The 19,194-nt window shown below is 53.8% G+C and carries 17 protein-coding genes; 7 read left to right on the top strand and 10 right to left on the bottom strand.

Annotated features, from left to right (window positions below; all coding sequences use genetic code 11):
• Positions 1-141: 141 nt before the first annotated feature.
• Positions 142-459 carry an Arc family DNA-binding protein gene (locus PLU01S_RS17485; protein ID WP_010797860.1) on the top strand — a complete coding sequence of 106 codons (318 nt, stop codon included), beginning with the start codon at positions 142-144 and terminating at the stop codon, positions 457-459.
• A gap of 47 nt (positions 460-506) precedes the next feature.
• Here the strand turns inward: PLU01S_RS17485 and mgtE are convergent, their stop codons facing one another.
• On the bottom strand, positions 507-1,940 hold the full coding sequence (gene mgtE / locus PLU01S_RS17480; protein ID WP_010797859.1) for a magnesium transporter: 1,434 nt from the start codon (positions 1,938-1,940) through the stop codon (positions 507-509).
• A 302-nt stretch (positions 1,941-2,242) separates the two neighbouring features.
• Here mgtE and bamE point away from each other — a divergent pair, with 302 nt between their 5' ends.
• A complete protein-coding gene (bamE, locus tag PLU01S_RS17475; RefSeq protein WP_074827306.1) occupies positions 2,243-2,776 on the top strand; it encodes an outer membrane protein assembly factor BamE domain-containing protein in 534 nt (177 codons plus the stop codon).
• An 18-nt stretch (positions 2,777-2,794) separates the two neighbouring features.
• On the opposite strand, the gene pheA is transcribed toward bamE, so the two are convergent.
• From pheA to mtnA, 4 genes are all read right to left on the bottom strand, one after another.
• Entirely contained in the window at positions 2,795-3,889 is a 1,095-nt protein-coding gene (gene pheA / locus PLU01S_RS17470) for a prephenate dehydratase (protein WP_074827308.1), read from the bottom strand.
• Between the two features lie 3 nt (positions 3,890-3,892).
• Positions 3,893-4,978 carry a 3-phosphoserine/phosphohydroxythreonine transaminase gene (gene serC / locus PLU01S_RS17465; RefSeq protein ID WP_074827310.1) on the bottom strand — a complete coding sequence of 362 codons (1,086 nt, stop codon included), beginning with the start codon at positions 4,976-4,978 and terminating at the stop codon, positions 3,893-3,895.
• Positions 4,978-7,797 carry a DNA gyrase subunit A gene (gene gyrA / locus PLU01S_RS17460; RefSeq protein ID WP_074827313.1) on the bottom strand — a complete coding sequence of 940 codons (2,820 nt, stop codon included), beginning with the start codon at positions 7,795-7,797 and terminating at the stop codon, positions 4,978-4,980. The genes serC and gyrA overlap by 1 nt, the downstream gene beginning before the upstream one ends.
• Before the next feature lie 116 nt (positions 7,798-7,913).
• On the bottom strand, positions 7,914-8,990 hold the full coding sequence (mtnA, locus tag PLU01S_RS17455; RefSeq protein ID WP_074827315.1) for an S-methyl-5-thioribose-1-phosphate isomerase: 1,077 nt from the start codon (positions 8,988-8,990) through the stop codon (positions 7,914-7,916).
• A gap of 182 nt (positions 8,991-9,172) precedes the next feature.
• Here mtnA and PLU01S_RS17450 point away from each other — a divergent pair, with 182 nt between their 5' ends.
• The 4 genes from PLU01S_RS17450 to PLU01S_RS17435 all read left to right on the top strand — a co-directional run bounded on the left by PLU01S_RS17450 (position 9,173) and on the right by PLU01S_RS17435 (position 12,741).
• Positions 9,173-10,495, top strand: coding sequence for a TRZ/ATZ family hydrolase (locus tag PLU01S_RS17450; protein ID WP_074827317.1), 1,323 nt, complete (start codon positions 9,173-9,175; stop codon positions 10,493-10,495).
• Positions 10,496-10,584: 89 nt separating this feature from the next.
• Positions 10,585-11,283, top strand: coding sequence for a bifunctional 2-polyprenyl-6-hydroxyphenol methylase/3-demethylubiquinol 3-O-methyltransferase UbiG (gene ubiG, locus PLU01S_RS17445; protein WP_010797852.1), 699 nt, complete (start codon positions 10,585-10,587; stop codon positions 11,281-11,283).
• 4 nt (positions 11,284-11,287) lie between these two features.
• Positions 11,288-11,959, top strand: a complete 672-nt coding sequence (gene mupP / locus PLU01S_RS17440) for an N-acetylmuramic acid 6-phosphate phosphatase MupP (protein ID WP_010797851.1) — start codon at positions 11,288-11,290, stop codon at positions 11,957-11,959.
• A 38-nt stretch (positions 11,960-11,997) separates the two neighbouring features.
• Entirely contained in the window at positions 11,998-12,741 is a 744-nt protein-coding gene (locus PLU01S_RS17435; RefSeq protein ID WP_074827319.1) for a YciK family oxidoreductase, read from the top strand.
• Between the two features lie 56 nt (positions 12,742-12,797).
• Here PLU01S_RS17435 and PLU01S_RS17430 read toward each other — a convergent pair whose 3' ends face one another.
• The 3 genes from PLU01S_RS17430 to selD all read right to left on the bottom strand — a co-directional run bounded on the left by PLU01S_RS17430 (position 12,798) and on the right by selD (position 15,269).
• A complete protein-coding gene (locus PLU01S_RS17430) occupies positions 12,798-13,079 on the bottom strand; it encodes a hypothetical protein (protein WP_010797849.1) in 282 nt (93 codons plus the stop codon).
• A gap of 64 nt (positions 13,080-13,143) precedes the next feature.
• On the bottom strand, positions 13,144-14,235 hold the full coding sequence (mnmH, locus tag PLU01S_RS17425; RefSeq protein WP_074827321.1) for a tRNA 2-selenouridine(34) synthase MnmH: 1,092 nt from the start codon (positions 14,233-14,235) through the stop codon (positions 13,144-13,146).
• Positions 14,235-15,269 (bottom strand): selenide, water dikinase SelD, encoded by a 1,035-nt coding sequence (gene selD / locus PLU01S_RS17420; protein ID WP_074827323.1) that lies wholly within the window; start codon positions 15,267-15,269, stop codon positions 14,235-14,237. Before selD ends, mnmH begins: the two co-directional genes overlap by 1 nt.
• Before the next feature lie 540 nt (positions 15,270-15,809).
• On the opposite strand from selD, the gene PLU01S_RS17415 reads away from it, so the two are divergent.
• Positions 15,810-17,015, top strand: a complete 1,206-nt coding sequence (locus PLU01S_RS17415) for a CynX/NimT family MFS transporter (RefSeq protein ID WP_139208840.1) — start codon at positions 15,810-15,812, stop codon at positions 17,013-17,015.
• A gap of 45 nt (positions 17,016-17,060) precedes the next feature.
• On the opposite strand, the gene PLU01S_RS17410 is transcribed toward PLU01S_RS17415, so the two are convergent.
• Together PLU01S_RS17410 and PLU01S_RS17405 are read right to left on the bottom strand one after the other, a co-directional pair.
• On the bottom strand, positions 17,061-18,113 hold the full coding sequence (locus tag PLU01S_RS17410; protein ID WP_037030858.1) for an AI-2E family transporter: 1,053 nt from the start codon (positions 18,111-18,113) through the stop codon (positions 17,061-17,063).
• 164 nt (positions 18,114-18,277) lie between these two features.
• Complete coding sequence (locus PLU01S_RS17405; RefSeq protein ID WP_074827327.1) at positions 18,278-19,078, bottom strand: DUF4892 domain-containing protein; 801 nt, start codon at positions 19,076-19,078, stop codon at positions 18,278-18,280.
• Between the last annotated feature and the right edge of the window lie 116 nt (positions 19,079-19,194).

Here is a 19,194-nt window from a genome sequence, read left to right as displayed (position 1 = left end):
TTGCTTTTTTTGAAAATTGTCACTAAATTGACGCCAATAAGCTCACGCAAGTAATGGCGTTGAGAGCAAATAACAAATGCTGTCCCAAGCTTCATGAAAGCCTTGTTGGCATCGTCCTTGACCACTTAGATGAATGTACTCATGACTCAGGCAATTAGATCGTACTCCAGTCGCACAGCTGACAAATTCGTCGTCCGTCTTCCCGAAGGAATGCGCGAACGTATCGCCGAAGTTGCACGCAACCATCATCGCAGCATGAATTCTGAAATCATTGCTCGACTGGAGCAGAGTCTCATTCAAGAAGGCGCTATCGATACAGACCCGAGCATGCGTATGGATAGTCCAGAGCTAAGCGCTCATGAACGGGAACTGCTACAGCGCTTCAGGCAACTTTCTGGACGCCAGCAAAACGCCCTCCTCTCTCTGATTGCCAATGACGTCGAGTCATCACAGGAATAAAGTACTTGTTAAAGGATCAGGATACGCCCTGATCCTTTTGCTTGAAGTTACAGAAGGAACATAGTGGCAAGACCAAGGAAGATGAAAAAGCCGCCGCTGTCTGTCATTGCCGTAATCAGCACGCTGGACCCCATTGCGGGATCTCGCCCAAACCGCTGTAACGTCATGGGAATCAATACTCCCATGAACGCGGCCAGCAAGAGATTCAACGTCATGGCAGCCGTCATGACGACCCCTAACGACCAACTGTTATAAAGGTAATAGGCAATCAGGCCAATTACCCCACCCCAAATCAATCCATTGAAGAGCGCAACACCTAGCTCTTTCCTCAACAATCTCATGGTGCTGCTGGCATTGAGCTGACCCAGCGCGATAGCACGCACAATCATAGTGATCGTCTGATTACCCGAATTACCGCCAATACCTGCAACGATAGGCATCAAGGCGGCCAGCGCTACTAACTTTTCAATGCTGCCTTCAAAGAGCCCGATTACACGAGATGCAACAAACGCCGTTACCAGATTGGTAGCAAGCCAGGTCCAACGATTGCCTACCGACTTCCAAACAGAAGCAAAAACATCTTCGTCTTCACGAAGACCCGCCATGTTGAGGACCTCAGATTCACTTTCCTCGCGAATCAAGTCCACCATTTCATCGATAGTGAGACGACCTATCAATTTGCCATTCTTGTCAACGACAGGCGCAGAAATTAGATCGTAACGTTCAAACGCTTGAGCGGCCTCGTAGGCATCATTATCAGGATGAAACGCTACCGGGTCGTTAGCCATTACCTCAGCGACTTGCTTTTCCGGGTCATTGACCAAAAGCCGCTTCACAGGAAGCACGCCCTTCAATATGCCGTCATAATCGACAACAAACAGCTTATCCGTATGGCCTGGCAGCTCCTTCAAGCGACGCAAATACCGCAGAACAACCTCAAGCGTGACATCGTCGCGGATAGTCACCATCTCGAAGTCCATCAGTGCGCCAACCTGATCCTCTTCATATGAAAGCGCTGAGCGCACCCGCTCACGCTGCTGGGCGTCCAGAGCCTCCATAAGCTCATGTACAACATCTCGAGGCAGGTCAGGCGCCAGGTCGGCCAGCTCATCAGCATCCAGCTGTCCTGCCACTGCAAGGATTTCCTGATCATCCATGTCGGCGATCAGTGTTTCACGAACAGAGTCGGAGACTTCAAGAAGGATGTCGCCGTCACGCTCGGTCTTAACCAGGCTCCAGACGGTCAGACGCTCATGAAGTGGAAGCGCCTCAAGGATAAAAGCAATATCGGCCGGATGCAGTTCATCCAGACGGCGACGGAGTTCGGACAGCCCCTCTTCATGCAGCGCCTCATCAGGCTGCACAACCTGTTCGTCGTGAGCGGGACCTTCAACGAAACGATACTGATGGAGCAGCTCAACGACTTGAGCCAGTCGTTCCTGCAGACTTTCCTGTGGCTTTCTTGCTTCCACTTCACTCATAAGCGCACTCCATCCCCGGCAACGGAGCGCGCTGCGGGAATCAAATCTTTAATAAACGAAACAGCGATCGAAGTTTGTTAGATCGGGGTATGTCCATGGAAAGGGTCCACGAGCCCCGGCGGGGCTGACAAGCGGAATCATAGCACTGCATGCGCTGAATCGGCGATGTAAAACAGTTAAAAACAATCATTTGGCAGCTAATGCTCATGCCTGACCGAGCCTGGCCGTTGATCTGCGGAGCCAATCACAGCGGCACGGCGCATCTCGCACTACGCTATAAACAGATGTCATGGAGGACAGCTATGTACCGTAATCCCGTTACACTTCTATGTTTGGCAACGTTGTTTTTTTCAAATACGGCTACTGCCACAACCGTCTTTCGGTGTACAAGCGAAGACGGCCATATCAGCTTTTCCGCAAATGGTTGCCTTAAAGGCGAGACGATCAGCCACCAAACCGCTGATAATCCCAAGCCTGGCGGCAACGGACCCAAAACACCGATATCGACACAACCGTTATCCCCGCCTTCCCCCTCAAAGGATCAATTGCCTACCTACCATGAGCTGGCAGTTGTGGGAGCTAAGGAAGGAGCCTGTCCAAACGTGCTTTCAGGCTCGGAAAGAAGAACGGCGGCCATCCACAAAAAGGTTATAGCGGGCATGACGAAAGAGGATGTCGAAAGCGCCCTGGGAAAGCCAGACAGGATCGTCGAGAACAATAATCGCGCCCGTTACTACTATGTAACGCAGCGCAAGAAGCATTCACGCGTCATTAGTTTTGATGATGCGGGATGCGTTGCAGATACAGAAAGCAAATATAAAAAAGCCACACCCTAACGGTGTGGCTTTCGAGCGTTACAACACTGCTTTAGGATACGACCCTAAAACTTTCAAGGCGACCGTATCGCCATTGATTTTTTCCAGCACATCCTTGATGAGAGGATCATGCTGATGACCGATGAAGTCTATAAAGAAAACATAGGTCCACTTACCACTGCGGGACGGACGTGTTTCGATGCGCGTCAGGTCAATGTTGTTGGCATGAAACGGCATTAGCAAATCATGCAAGGCGCCCGGCTTATTGCGAGTCGACACGATCACAGACGTCTTATCATCGCCGCTAGGCGGGACCTCCTGATTTCCGATAATCAAAAACCGCGTGGAGTTATCTGGACGATCTTCGATTTTCTCATGCAGCTTTGACAAACCATACAGGGAAGCCGCCATATCCCCTGCTATCGCCGCGCTATTCCATTCACTTTTAACCCGCTTCGCAGCCTCGGCATTGCTCGAAACTGCGATTCGTTCGATGTTAGGGAAATACGCGTCTAGCCATTTACGGCACTGAGCCAGGGACTGCGCGTGTGAGTAAACACGCGAAATGCTATCTGTCTTGGTCGTTTCACCCACAAGCAGATGATGGTGGATACGCAATTCCACCTCGCCGCAGATAACCAGATCATGCTCCAGGAAACTATCAAGCGTATGGTTGACGGCACCTTCAGTTGAGTTCTCAACAGGAACCACACCAAAATTTACGGCCCCAGCCGCCACCTCACGAAAAACTTCGTCGATAGCGGCCATTGGCCGTGTCTTTACCGCCATACCAAAATGCTTAAGCGTAGCCGCCTGCGAAAACGTACCTTCCGGCCCCAAATAGGCAACCTTTAATGGCTCTTCAAGCGCAAGGCACGACGACATGATCTCTCGAAACAAACGAGCCATGTCCTCGTTACCCAACGGGCCCTGGTTACGCTCCATTACCCGCTTGAGCACCTGCGCTTCGCGCTCCGGTCGATAGAAAACCGGACTTTCATTCTCACCTAGCGACTGCATTTTCACGCGAGCCACATCCTGAGCGCAGCGGGCGCGCTCACTGATGAGTTCCTGAATCCGTTCATCCAAGCTATCGATACGGAGGCGCAGGGCCTTGAGCTCTTGTTCCGCCATGGTTTAACCGTGCTCCTTTTCAAACTCTGTCATATAGGCGACCAGTGCTTGCACAGCCTCAAGACTGACAGCGTTGTAGATGGATGCGCGCATGCCACCTACCGAGCGATGCCCCTGAAGATATAGAAGGCCTCGCTCTTCGGCACCCGACAGGAAAGTCTTGTCCAGACGCTCATCTGCCAGGCGGAAAGGCACGTTCATCCAGGAACGATCATTTACCGCAATCGGATTCATGTACATGTCACTACTATCGATGAAGCCATACAGAAGCTCCTGCTTCTGACGGTTGATCCGCTCGATGGCAGGTAGTCCACCCTGATCTTTCAGCCACTGGAACACCAGGCCAGACAGATACCAGGAAAACGTGGCGGGCGTGTTGTACATCGAACCATTGTCTGCTTCGACCTTATAATCAAGGAGCTTGGGGCAAGAGGAACGTGCCCGCCCCAGCAACTCCTCCTGAACGATCACCACTACAAGCCCACTGGGTCCGATGTTTTTCTGTGCGCCCGCATAAATCAACCCAAACCGTGACACGTCCAAAGGACGTGACAGCAGGTTCGAGGACGCATCAGCAACTAGAGGAACATCGCCTGTCTCAGGAATCCAGTTGTACTCAAGACCGCCAATGGTTTCGTTCGGCGTGTAATGAACGTAGGCCGCATCCTTGGAAAGCTGCCACTCATTCTGCCCAGGGATAGCTAGGTAATCGTATTTCTTGGCGCTGGCGGCAACATTCACTGCGCCATAGTTTCGCGCCTGCTCGATAGCCTTGCGTGACCAGATCCCTGTATCGATGTAATCAGCCTTTCCACCTTCAGGTAGTAGGTTCAGTGCAATCTGAGCGAACTGTAGACTTGCCCCACCCTGCAGGAAAAGCACTTTGTAATCAGTGGGGATTACAAGCAGATCCCGCAAGTCCTGCTCGGCTTTCGAGCTGATTGCAGTGAAGTCGTCGCCACGGTGACTCATCTCCATGACAGACAAGCCGCGCCCCTGCCAGTCGAGCAGATCGGCCTGAGCTTGTTTCAGTACCGCCTCCGGCAGCGCAGCCGGGCCAGCGCAGAAGTTATACGCTCGCTTGCTCATCACTCATCGTCCTCATTGGGCATGTCATCAGAGGGAACATCGTTGGCGCCCGGCAGGACATCCTCATCGCTTGGCTCTTCGCTAATGACAGGAAGCTCCTTTTCAAGCAACTCGTCATCAAGCTCGCCCTCATGCTCGATCAACTCGTCGTCAACTGAGGGCTCCTGCACACGCTCAAGGCCTACGAGCTTCTCGCCCTTGCCAAGCTTGATCAGTGTTACACCCTGCGTGTTGCGGCCTTGAAGGGAAACCTCATCAACCCGTGTACGCACCAGCGTACCCTGATCGGAAATCAACATGATTTCCTCACCTTCAAGGACTTGAATAGCGCCAATCAGCGGGCCATTACGCTCATTAGTTACCATGGCTATCACGCCCTGACCACCACGACCACGCTGCGGATACTCAGCAATAGCAGTACGCTTGCCATAACCATTCAGACTGGCTGTCAGTATCTGCGCCTGCTCTTCTGGAATCAGCATGGAAATCAGATGCTGCCCATCACCCAGACGCATACCGCGGACACCACGGGCTGTACGTCCCATTGTGCGGACATGACGCTCCTTGAAGCGAATGACCTTACCGTTGTCAGAGAACAGCATGACCTCCTGGGCGCCATCGGTAATGGCCGCTGCAATCAGGCTATCGCCCTCTTCCAGCTTCAGCGCAATCAGGCCATTGCTACGAGGACGACTGAACTGCACCAGCGGGGTTTTCTTGACCGTGCCGTAAGCAGTAGCCATGAAGATATAGGATCCGGTAGGCTCATCCTTGCCGCTATCTTCAACCCCTTCTGCGCCCTCATCGACCTCAGCATCATCTTCAAGCACCACGTCTTCAACGACATCGTCCTGATCGCCCAGGTCTTCATCCTCAGGTGCCTGTTGACGCACGGCCTCCAGATCTACTGGCAACATCGCAGTGATACGCTCGCCTTCAGCCAATGGCAGCAGATTTACAAGCGGACGACCACGTGCAGCACGAGAAGCCTCAGGAATTTCGTAGGTCTTTTTCCAGTACACCTTACCCAGGCTGGAGAACAACAGCAGTGTGGTATGGCTATTGGCGACGAGAAGATGCTCGATGTAATCGTCTTCCTTCACGCCCGAGGCAGAACGGCCGCGACCACCACGGCGCTGAGCCTGATAGGCATGCAAGGGCTGGGACTTGGCGTAGCCGCCATGGGAAATGGTGACGACACGATCTTCTTCTGTGATCAGGTCAGCAATGGTCAGATCGACTTGAGACGCAACGATTTCAGTACGACGTGCATCACCGAACTCTGTCTTGATCTTTTCAAGCTCCTCACGGATGACTTCCATGAGACGCTCAGGGCTGTTGAGTATTCGGATCAGCTCTGCAATCTGTTTCAGGATCTCCTGATATTCAGCCAGCAGCTTTTCATGCTCCAGGCCGGTCAGGCGATGCAGTCGCAAATCAAGGATGGCCTGCGCCTGTTCAGGAGATAGCCAGTATTTGCCGTCACGAAGACCATACTGCGGATCAAGGTTTTCCGGGCGGCAGGAATCCGCACCAGCGCGTTCTACCATCGCCTCGACAGCACTGGACTCCCAACCGGTCGCAATGAGCCGCTCTTTGGCTTCAGCTGGGGTTGGAGAGGACCTGATCAGTTCAATAACCGGATCGATATTGGACAGCGCAACCGCTTGGCCTTCGAGAACATGACCACGCTCACGCGCTTTACGCAGTTCATAAATGGTCCGACGGGTAACCACTTCGCGACGGTGACGGATGAATGCCTCAAGCATGTCCTTTAGGTTAAGGACCTTGGGCTGGCCGTCCACCAGCGCAACGATATTGATACCAAACACTGTTTGCAGCTGGGTTTGTGCATACAGATTGTTCAGCACAACCTCAGCCACTTCACCACGACGCAACTCGATCACGACACGCATGCCATCCTTGTCGGACTCATCACGCAGCTCGGTGATACCTTCGATCTTGCGTTCTTTCACCAGCTCGGCAATCTTTTCGATCAGACGAGCCTTGTTCAGCTGATAAGGCAGCTCGGTGATGACGATCTGCTGGCGAGTGCCTGACTTGTCGATATCTTCGACGTCAGCACGTGCACGTACGTAAATACGCCCCCGCCCTGTACGATAAGCCTCGATGATACCTGCCCGGCCATTGATAATGCCTGCAGTCGGGAAATCAGGCCCCGGGATATACTGCATCAGTTGGTCGACATTCAGCTCACTGTTTTCGATCAGCGCCAGGCAGCCATCAATCACTTCGGTCAGGTTGTGAGGCGGAATGTTAGTAGCCATCCCCACCGCGATACCACTGGAGCCATTGACCAGAAGGTTCGGAACCTTTGTAGGCATGACTGCCGGGATCTTCAGGGACCCGTCGTAGTTGTCTACCCAGTCAACGGTTTCCTTATCCAGGTCCGCCAGGATTTCGTGGGTCAATTTGAACATGCGCACTTCGGTGTATCGCATAGCGGCTGCGGAGTCACCGTCAACCGAACCGAAGTTACCTTGACCATTCACCAGCATGTAGCGAAGGGAGAACGGCTGCGCCATACGTACAATCGTGTCGTATACCGCAGAGTCGCCGTGAGGGTGGTATTTACCGATTACGTCGCCCACGACACGGGCGGATTTCAGATAAGGCTTGTTCCAATCGTTACCCAGCTCGCTCATGGCATAAAGCACACGGCGATGCACAGGTTTCAAGCCGTCGCGCACATCCGGCAATGCGCGTCCGACGATTACGCTCATCGCATAATCGAGGTAAGACTGTCTGAGTTCGTCTTCAATATTGACCGGGAGGATTTCTTTGGCCAGTTCGCCCATGAGAAGCCTGGTTCCTTAGTTTCAACACCCTGCGGGAAAGCAGTAAATACTACCACAAACCAAGGGTTGCCTGCGGTTTCCCGCAGGCGATGTGTGAGTCGTGTTAAGCGGAAAAATCAGTGCAAGCGCTTGCGGTTCATAAGTGCAGCCATTTTCTCTGCAGTGGGCCGCTCCACGACGCCTCGCTCCGTGACAATCGCATCAATCAGATCAGCAGGCGTTACATCGAAAACAGGATTTACAGTATCGACTTCTGCCGCAATCCGAACACCGCCTATTTCAAGCAGTTCGCGTCCCTCACGCTGCTCGATGGGGATATCCTCACCGGATGTCAGATTCATGTCGATGGTCGAGCTGGGCGCCACAACCATAAAGCGCACCCCATGGTGCATTGCATTGACGGCCAGCTGATAGGTCCCGATCTTGTTGGCAACGTCACCGTTGGCTGTGATTCGGTCAGCCCCTACGATGACCCAGGAGATATTGCCGGTTTTCATCAGATGGGCCGCTGCCGCATCGGCATTCAAAGTGACAGGAATGCCTTCGCCAGCCAACTCCCAGGCAGTAAGGCGGGCACCTTGTAGCCACGGGCGCGTCTCATCGGCAAATACCTTGTCCACAAGTCCTTCCAGGTGAGCCGCACGAATAACCCCCAGGGCGGTTCCAAACCCTCCGGTCGCCAACGCACCGGTATTGCAATGGGTCAGAAGCGTCTGAACGCCATCGCCATGCTTGCGAATCAACTCGACCCCGAGCTGCGCCATGGTCAGATTGGCTTCGCGATCGCTCTCATGGATGGCAACGGCCTCCGCTTCAAGGGCCGCTAGTGCCTCCTCGCCCGGCTTGAGTCGCTTCAGGCGCTCTCGCATACGGTTAAGCGCCCAGAACAGGTTGACTGCTGTAGGACGGGACTCTGCGAGCATCTGCATATCCTCATCCAGCGTTTGCAACCAGTCCTCTCCTGCCTGCTGGCGCGCTTGAGCGCCTAACACCACGCCGTAGGCTGCACTAATACCGATTGCCGGTGCTCCTCGCACGACCATCTGCCTGATTGCCTCGGCCACACCACTGGCCGAGTCATACGTGAGCCAGACTTCCTGCATGGGCAATAAACGCTGATCCAGCAGATGCAGTACGCCCTCTTTCCACTCGATAGCCTTGACCTTCTCTGCGGCCAGAAGTCGCTCGCGCATGATCACCCTCATCGCCTGAAACAAAAAAGTCGATTATACAGGGGTGATACAAGCCGCTGTGACAGGACATCGCGAATACATGGGTTTATAAACGCTTTTATCGATAATGTGGCCCGACTGAGTCCCGCCATTGGGCTGACGCCAGTTATACTTTCATTTATTTACCTTCAGGAAGCCCTTCCATGCCCGGTGTCGTGCCCCTTGACCTGCTTCTTTTCCCCACCTGGATCGTTCCGGTGGAACCGGCCGGGGTGGTACTGACTGACTACGCTATCGGCATCAAGGATGGGCAAGTCGCCGTATTGGCACCCCGCTCTGATCTGCGACGCTATCAGGCGGCCGAGTCAGTCGAACTTCCCGGCATGCTACTGAGTCCGGGCCTCATCAATATGCACGGCCATGCTGCGATGACACTGTTTCGTGGCCTTGCGGATGACCTTCCGCTCATGACTTGGCTACAGGAGCATATCTGGCCCGCTGAAGCCAAATGGGTAAGCGAGGATTTTGTCCGCGACGGCACCCGATTGGCCATCGCAGAGCAAATCAAAGGCGGCATAACCTGCTTTTCGGATATGTACTTTTTTCCGCAGGTAGCGTGTGAGGCCATCCACGAGTCAGGTATGCGGGCGCAAGTCACCCTGCCGATCATGAACTTTCCTGTACCAGGGGCAAGGACTGCAGATGAGGCGATACGCCGGGGACTTGAGCTTTTTGATGACCTGAAGCTACATGAGCGCATCAAGGTCGCTTTTGGGCCTCACGCCCCCTACACCGTCAGCGATGACAAGCTGGCCAATGTCCTGATGCTGGCCGATCAACTTGACGCATGCATCCACATGCATGTGCATGAAACGGCTGGCGAGGTGCAGGAGGCAATCGAAAAGACAGGGGAACGTCCGCTTGCTCGCCTGCGCAGGCTAGGGCTTTTAGGTCCCCGCTTCCAGTCTGTCCACATGACCCAGATTGACGAGGAAGACCTGGAAAATCTGGTTGAGACCAATACTCATGTAATCCACTGCCCAGAATCCAATCTCAAGCTAGCCAGCGGTTTCTGCCCGGTAGAAACGCTTTGGCAGGCAGGCGTGAACGTCGCCATAGGTACGGACGGGGCAGCCAGCAACAATGACCTGGATCTGTTGGGCGAAACCCGTACCGCCGCTCTTCTGGCCAAGGCTGTAGCCGGTTCCGCAACAGCACTGGATGCACACAGAGCCTTGCGTATGGCCACGCTCAATGGGGCGCGCGCCCTGGGTCTTGAGCGCTGCCTGGGCTCCCTTGAGGTGGGCAAGGCAGCTGACATGGTCGCTTTCGACATGAGCGGACTGGCTCAACAACCCATTTATGATCCAGTGTCTCAACTGATTTATGCCAGCAACCGTGATTGTGTGAAGCATGTCTGGGTGGGTGGTCGCCCCTTGTTAAAGAACGGCAAGCTGACCCGCCTGGATGAACAAGAACTTATCGAGAACGCTCGCACCTGGGGCCAAAAGATAGCCGCTCGCTAACGACTGGCTGCGCCAGTGGTGCGTTCATCTAGCAAATGCCAAATCACAAGCGCATTTGCACAACGAATTTAGAGAATGGAGTGCAATGGATGTCCAACGTCGATAATGCCGAGATTGCCAAATTCGAAGCCCTGGCCTCGCGGTGGTGGGACAGAGAGAGTGAATTCAAGCCGCTTCATGATATCAATCCGCTGCGCGTCAATTGGATTGACCAACACGCCAACCTCGCCGGCAAAAAAGTACTCGACGTAGGCTGCGGCGGCGGCATCCTGAGCGAAGCCATGGCAGTACGGGGCGCGGACGTCACAGGAATCGACATGGGCGAAGCGCCGCTTTCAGTTGCACAGCTTCATCAACTGGAATCAGGCGTGCCCGTCAGCTACCGCCGCATTACCGCTGAGGAGCTGGCAGCTGAAACGCCCGGCGCTTACGATGTCGTCACATGTATGGAAATGCTTGAGCATGTCCCAGATCCGGCATCTGTGATTCAAGCATGCCGGACACTAGTCAAACCTGGCGGCCATGTCTTTTTCTCTACGATTAACCGCAACCCCAAATCCTATCTATTTGCCATTGTGGGCGCCGAATATGTCTTGCGTCTGCTGCCGCGCGGCACTCATGACTTCCGCAAGTTTATTCGTCCATCCGAATTAGGCGCCTGGTGCCGAAACGCCGGCCTACACGTACGCGATGTCATCGGTATGACTTACAACCCGATTACCAAGGTCTACAAGTTGGGCAATGATGTCGACGTAAACTACATGCTGCGCACCATCCGCGAGGAGTAATAGGATGCGAATAAAAGCAGTACTGTTCGATATGGACGGCACATTGCTCGACACGGCACCTGACTTTATCGCCGTGATCCAGTCCATGCGCGCTGATCGAGGCTTGCCAGCCGTCGATGAGAAAACTGTCCGGGACGTCGTATCGGGTGGCGCGCGAGCCATGGTAGCCAGCGCGTTCGAAGTAGATCCCTTGAGCGATGAGTTTGACCCACTACGACTGGACTTTCTTGACCGCTATCAGGATCACTGCGCCATCCACTCTCACCTATTCGAGGGCATGGAAGAATTGTTGGCGGACCTGGAACGGGCTCGTCTGACTTGGGGCGTAGTCACCAACAAGCCCGTCCGTTATGCTGAGCCCATCATGCAGGCACTTGGCCTTGCTAAACGTTCAGCCGTTCTGGTCTGCCCTGACCATGTCACCTACAGCAAACCTGATCCAGAGCCCGTGTTGTTAGCGTGTAAACAAATCAATATCGAGCCGCAAGCCGTCATTTTTGTCGGTGACGATCGTCGAGATATCGAATCGGGGCGCGCAGCGGGCACCAAAACAGCGGCCGTGCGATATGGCTATATCCATCCAGAGGACAATCCTGCTCACTGGGGCGCCGATCTGGTAGTAGATCACCCGCTTGAGCTGCGTGACGCCTTGGACCGCGCCATTTGCGGCTGTTAAAACAGTAGGGCCGCTCAAGCGAGCGGCTGGGAGTCAAGATGTTTGAATACAAGGCCCGCCCTGACCTTCTCAAAAATCGAATCATCCTTGTAACAGGTGCCGGACGAGGCATTGGCCGGGCAGCGGCAAAAACCTATGCTGCCCATGGCGCAACCATCCTGCTCTTGGGTAAGACAGAAGAGAACCTCAACGAGGTCTACGATGAAATCGAGGCTGCTGGCCATCCACAAGCGGTAGTCGTTCCTTTTGACCTTGAAGCCGCACGGCCTGAGCAGTTCGAAGAGCTGGCTGCCATGGCAGAGACGGAGTTTGGTCGACTTGATGGTCTTTTGCACAATGCAGGTATTCTAGGTCCTCGCACCTCTGTTGAGCAGACCAGCGGAGAAGCCTTCATGCAGGTTATGCAAGTCAACGTCAACGCAGTCTTCATGCTAACGCGTGCGCTACTGCCACTGCTCAGACAATCGAACGATGCCTCGATCATTTTCACCTCCAGCAGTGTGGGGCGAAAAGGACGTGCCTATTGGGGAGCATACGCCGTTTCTAAATTTGCCAACGAAGGCCTTATGCAGGTGGTTGCCGATGAAATGGATGGCACTGCGGCCGTACGGGCCAATAGTATCAATCCCGGCGGAACCCGAACCGACATGCGTGCTCTCGCTTACCCTGCTGAAAACCCTGCACGCAACCCAACACCCGAGGAGATCATGCCCGTCTACCTCTATTTGATGGGACCAGACAGCGCACACGTCAATGGGCAAGCGTTCAACGCTCAAGGCTAGATAGAGGAAAGGGAAGCAAGAAGGATGAACATGTGAGATGTTCATCCTTGGATCAATCAACGACCAGCGCGTGATTCGCGAATATAAAAGCGCGCCTTTTGAGCATTCTGAACGCAGCCGTTATAGGCTTCTACCTGCTGCTGAGTCTTGGCGGTTGAAATCAAGCCCAGCGCCTTGGAGTAGCTGACCGTACCTGCAAACCCTTCGGTTTTGGCTATATCCAGTTCTTTCCATGCAGCGTTCACTTCCGCTGCACAACTGTCTCGGTTGACCGTTTTGGCTGCACATCCAGCAAGTACCAGCGCCGCGACAGGCATCATTGCAAGCCAGCGATTCATGATTTGACTCCTTCAATGGATAAGTAAATCCGGCGCATTAAAGACCTCGTTTTAACTAGCCTGTTCAACGGTTTGCCTTGAGATAGCTCACGACCGACTGCTGATCTCCAGCAAAGAGGATGCGCCCTGACTTATTCTCGCGTTGATAGGCATACATAGGGTCGTAATATTCACTTAGCAACGCTCGAATCCATTCACGATGCTGCCCTACATCGCCACTGACCTTCTGCACCGCGAGTGCTTCATTCATGATCTCCGCCAGGCGCTGATAGCGCTCGCCGCCCAGTCTTTTGGCAATATTGGAAAGACTTTTACAAAGCTGTTCAGCAAACAAATCGAATCCGCTGTCGCCATGCTCACGATTGAACTCGGCTGCCAGATCAGTCACGTAGTCCTTTAGTATTCGCTCAACACGCCCCTCCAGGGTGTCTTCCAGCCATACCATGGGAAAATGCTGCATGGCCTGATGCAACTCAAAAGGCAAGGAGCACCGCCCAATCAACCGAGACTCATCTTCCAGCACAAAACGATCCTGCCCCTTTGCACGACGCCTTAACAGGTCAATGGCCAAACTGTTTTCAAAATCGATTTGTGATGGCTGTACGGTAGCGCGCTTACCAAAACTTGAGCCGCGATGATTGGCATGCCCTTCCAGATCAACACTATCGTCGAGCTGAGCGATGACTTCTGTTTTGCCAGTTCCAGTCATACCGCCCACCAATACGAAGCGGCATTCCTCAACAGACTGAAGCAGTGTTTCCATGAGAAACGTACGCATGGCCTTATAGCCGCCGGCTACACGTGGATAGGCAATACCTGCCTCACTAAGCAGCCATTGCTGAGTAATTTGCGACCGCAGGCCACCCCTGAAGCAGTACAGATAGCCCTCCGGATTGGCCTCGGCAAACTCGGCCCACGCCTGTACCCGCGCTTCCTTCAACTTGCCGGAAACCAGGGAGTGTCCAAGCTCCAGAGCAGCCTGCTGCCCCTTCAGCTTGTAACAGGTACCCACCTTTTGCCGCTCGATGTCATTCATCAACGGCCGGTTGGTTGCGCCCGGAAAAGCGCCCTTGGAAAACTCGACGGGTGCGCGCACATCCATTAGCGGCACACCAGAAAGAAAGAGGGAGCGGTAGTCCCGAGCGTCATCGCGCATCAATACACCTCAACCGCATGCCGCTGTCGATCAACCATTTCGCCAATAGGCTGAAGTGACAGGCCTAACTCTCGAGCGACCGACATGAATTCTGACTCGCCCTGCGGCTCGACCGCGATTAACAGCCCGCCACTGGTCTGGGGATCGCACAAAAGCAATTTCTGCTGCTCGGATAGCGATGCAATACGGTCACCGTAGCTATCGAAGTTGCGTAAGGTGCCACCAGGCACACACCCCCACTCCAGATACTGCTCAACCATAGGCAAACGTGGAACTGCGTTATATTCGACCCGGGCAGTCAAGCCGCTGCCGTCAGCCATTTCCACTAGATGTCCCAGTAACCCAAAGCCCGTTACATCTGTCATTGCGGTGACGGCAGCCAACTTGCCAAAGCGACTACCCGGCTTGTTCAGTTGACACATCCAATCGCGTGCGACACCCATGTCTTCCACACGCAATTTTGATTTTTTTTCAGCGGTAGTCAGGATGCCAATGCCTAGAGGCTTGGTGAGGAACAACTTGCAGCCTAACGAAGCCGTGTCGTTTCGCTTCATCTTTCGCTTTTCGACGACACCTGTTACTGCCAGACCAAAAATAGGTTCAGGCGCATCGATAGAGTGTCCACCAGCCAACGGGATGCCCGCCTCGTCACAAACCTTGCGGCCACCTGCCACCACTTCCCGTGCAACCTCAGGCGGAAGCACATTGACAGGCCAGCCCAAAATTGCAATTGCCATCAAAGGATCGCCACCCATGGCGTAGATATCGCTAATGGCGTTGGTCGCCGCGATACGTCCGAAATCAAAGGGATCATCCACAATGGGCATGAAGAAGTCAGTTGTGGAAACCACACCTCGCTCAGCATCAAGGGCATATACCGCTGCATCATCCCTCGAGGCATTTCCTACCCAAAGGTTCGGGTCCAGATGCTGGGCACCACTGCCGGCCAGAATGATTTCCAATACCTTAGGCGAAATCTTGCAACCACAGCCGGCTCCATGGCTGTATTGGGTAAGGCGAATCGGCTCGGACATAAGTACTCCGCTGAAGGCTAAGAATTTCATACGCGCGAGGCGCGCTTATAGGTCAGTATTCTAACAAAGCCTGGATAAGGTTAGGCTTGCTTGGTAAGTGAACCAGACTAAATAGCCAGAATACGCCTGCTATACGCGTGATTCGAGGCTCGTATGGAGCCACAGATGGAACTTGCCAGCTATTTACAAAGACAAAATGTCGCGAAAAAACATTGTATAAACGCCTAAAAGTACCTGGCATGAACGGTTTTAATCCACAAAAGCTGTGGATAAGTTCGTGGAAAAGATGGTGGAAATCACCGCAACGCCAGTAGCCACGCCACCTTTAACTAAACTGTCGTTTTTTTAGGCAATCCATAAATTCTGTGCCTTTTCAGTCATTTATAATTTTAGAGTATAGCTTTACTACGCATTACAACCCCTTGACATTATGCCCAATGGCGTTTTAGTCGGGTGTGTATATCTCGCCATCCCAACTACAAAAATATCCTGCCGATTGTTTGAGGTAGGATGAGCATGTTTATACATTTGGATTACTTAATGTCTGCCCCATCAACCCACACCTCATCTGTACCCGCACGTGCGTGGTTACTCCTGCTGGGACTCTTTCTTGTCGCACTCAATTTAAGGCCCGCCTTATCAAGTCTTTCCCCTCTGCTTCGTCAGATCGAGGCCTCGACCGGGTTGTCCAGCTCGGCAGCCGGACTACTGACCACAGCACCCGTCCTGTGCCTGGGACTTTTTGCGCCATTGGCGCCTCGCCTCTCCCGGTGGCTGGGCAGCGAAAGAACCGTGCTGGTGATACTGCTTACACTGGCAGGCGGTATTGTCTTACGTAGTCTGTTACCCCCTGCCAGCCTGTTTATAGGCAGTCTTGTTGCAGGTGCCAGCATTGGAGTCATCGGCGTTCTATTACCCGGCATTATCAAGCGGGACTTTCCGGAGCAGGCAGGCATGCTCATGGGCGCCTATACCATGGCGCTATGCCTGGGTGCCGCCCTCGCCGCCGGTGCAACAGCCCCACTGGAGCATCTGTTCAACGACCGCTGGCAACCGGCCTTGGCTTTCTGGGCAACACCAGCGATCTTGGCAGCAATCGTCTGGTTGCCGCAAACCCGCGCTAATCATCATGCGAACAGCCAGAAATGGCAGGTGGTAGGCTTATGGCGGGATAAGCTGGCTTGGCAGGTCACCCTTTATATGGGGCTTCAATCGTCGCTCGCCTATATTGTTTTTGGATGGCTACCCTCCATCCTGATTGATCGAGGTCTCAGCGCTGTAGAGGCAGGACTCATGCTGTCCATTTCAGTCCTACTTCAATTATTGACCGCGCTTATCACGCCCTGGCTGGCTACCCGAGGCAAGGACCAGCGCCTGGCCATCATCCTGGTGCTGAGCATGACGCTAACCGGCCTTCTTGGCTGCCTGTACGGTTCCCTCGGCAGTCTATGGTTCTGGGCTTGCATTCTAGGCCTGGGCCAAGGCGGAACCTTCAGTATAGCCCTGGCCTTGATCGTACTTCGTTCGCCTGATGCGCATATTGCAGCTCGCCTGTCAGGAATGTCCCAAGGCGTAGGCTATACATTGGCAGCCATGGGTCCCCTGCTGGTAGGCGTGATCCATGACATGAGCAGCGGCTGGAGCAGTGTGGGCATCCTGTTTATTGGAATCGCCATTTCAGCCGCGTTATTTGGCCTGCTTGCAGGACGCAACCTGCATGTAAACGCCAAGAGCCTTCCGCTATAACGTGCTTGAGTGGGGTAAAACGTCTTGTTTGCCCCACTCGTTTGGTTATGGCTTTGGGACCTGATCTGTAGCGCCTGCCATCCAGTCACGAATCAGATTGTAGGCAACGGCCAAAAGAATAGGCCCCAGAAACAATCCCATAAAACCAAACGCCAGCAGGCCGCCAAAGACACCAAGCAATACGACTACCAATGGCAGGTCCCCTCCCCGACTAATCAAATACGGCTTGAGAATATTATCTACACCGCTAATGACAAAGAGCCCCCAAAGTCCCATGAATATGGCGTATCCATATTCCTGCTGGAGCACCAGCCAGATCGTTGAAGGTATCCAGACCAGCGGAGGCCCTACAGGGATCAAGCTCAATGCAAAGGTCAACAGCGCCAATCCTAACGCGCCGGGCACCCCAGCGATCATTAGGCCTATCATCGCCAAGACACCTTGAGCCGCCGCCGTTCCTAGAATTCCATTAACGACTCGATGCACTGTGCCGCCGACCAGTTGCATATAATGGCCGGCTTGAGCACCAATCAGCCTGACGAGCAGCTTCTCAACCAAGGTAGCCAGCCGAGGTCCGTCACGGTAGAAGAAAAACACCAGGACAAGACTTAGCGCCAGCTCTAAAAAGCCGCCACCTACGCGCGCACTTCGCGCCAGAAGCCAATTCCCCATCTGCCCCAGATAGGGCTTCAAGCTGTCAAAATAGGCAGTACCTCGCGCATCCAGGGTTTGCCATAGACTGGCCAGCCGGTCGCCAACAAGAGGCAACCGCACTACCCACTCTGGCACAGGCGGCAAACCGCCCACTTGAATGCTGCGAACTAACTCAATCGTTCCACGCACATGATCAGCAAGTCCGATACCAACCCATACAAGCGGCAATGCCACCAACAATATCCAACCGATCGTAAGAATCGCAGCGGCCACCGTATTACGGCCGTTCAGCCTGCGGGTCAAGCCCCGCATCAGGGGCCAACTGGCGTAAGCCAGTACCGCAGCCCAAAATAGGGCCGACATGAATGGCAGCAACACCCATAGACAGGCACCAAGGAGTGACAGGAGAAGTATGCGGACGAGCAGGCGATCGTGCTCATACATGGGCGGAGGTAATTGGGGAGACTGACCAGCAGGAAGCCGCATATAAATTCCTAAGATGACAATCGAATCACTGTCCTGCTTAAGCGGCTCCATCCGCCGGACAGGCAAGCGATAGTGTCAGAGCTTAACGCCCCGGCAGATACCTGTCGTTACCGCTAGATGGATTATGGCTGCAGATAGAGCCCAGGCTCACGATTCGGATCAGCTTCAAGCCGGGCCGCTCGTATACGCCTGGCCAGCAACGCTTTTTCCCACTTGCCCGCTTGCGGCCCACCGATGATCACTCGGGTACCTGTGTCCAGATTAAGGCACTGCCCTACCAGGTCCAGCCAGATATCGTCTGGTGGATCGGCTAACGCAGGAAGATGTAACTCACCATCTTGCCGCAATTGACGAAGCAATGTTGCAGGACTTGCTACCAGCTTGCCCAAAGGTATGGAAGCCTCGAGCTGCTCCACATGCAGATAACCCCTTCGATTACCCCGAGTGATCGCGTAAAGCGCCAGCAATGTATCGTCTTGTGGTGGAGCGAGACGCAACAGGAGATACGACTGTTGCTCGTCCGGCCCATACAACTGCGATTTTCCAAAAATAGCATTGGCAAATACATTACTGGAGCCACAATCGCGTCCCTTACACCACGATAACGGTATCGCAGATTGCTTCTGCAATGTACTTCTAGCCTCATTGAGTGCCGCAATAGGGTCATGGCCACGGGGCAACTCATAGGTCAGCGTGACGAGCTTACCCTCTGCTTGGACGTCTCCCTCCAGGCGCAACTTGCCTCCTATACGACTTACAGCGCCCTGTGGGTACATTTTTTCGACAGACCCAGCCTCACGATAATCAATAATTTCGGCATGAGCAGGTCGCGCCAGCACTGGAAGATCGACACTGCCTGGCATATCTGCCGCAACAGCAGCACACGTCATGAACCCCAGACCAAGCGCAAAAAAAAGTCGCATATATATTAGTGAATCACCCTGAATTAATTTAAAGACCCATAAATAATAGCGGGGACATGTTTACCTGGAGTGGCGTGTTATACCGGCACGCGCCTTTTCCTGCCTGAAGACTGACA

This window comes from Pseudomonas luteola NBRC 103146 (assembly GCF_002091675.1).
GTDB classification, from domain to species: domain Bacteria; phylum Pseudomonadota; class Gammaproteobacteria; order Pseudomonadales; family Pseudomonadaceae; genus Chryseomonas; species Chryseomonas luteola.
Note: the sequence above shows the minus strand (reverse complement) of the source record. Positions and strands in the feature narration are given on the sequence as shown.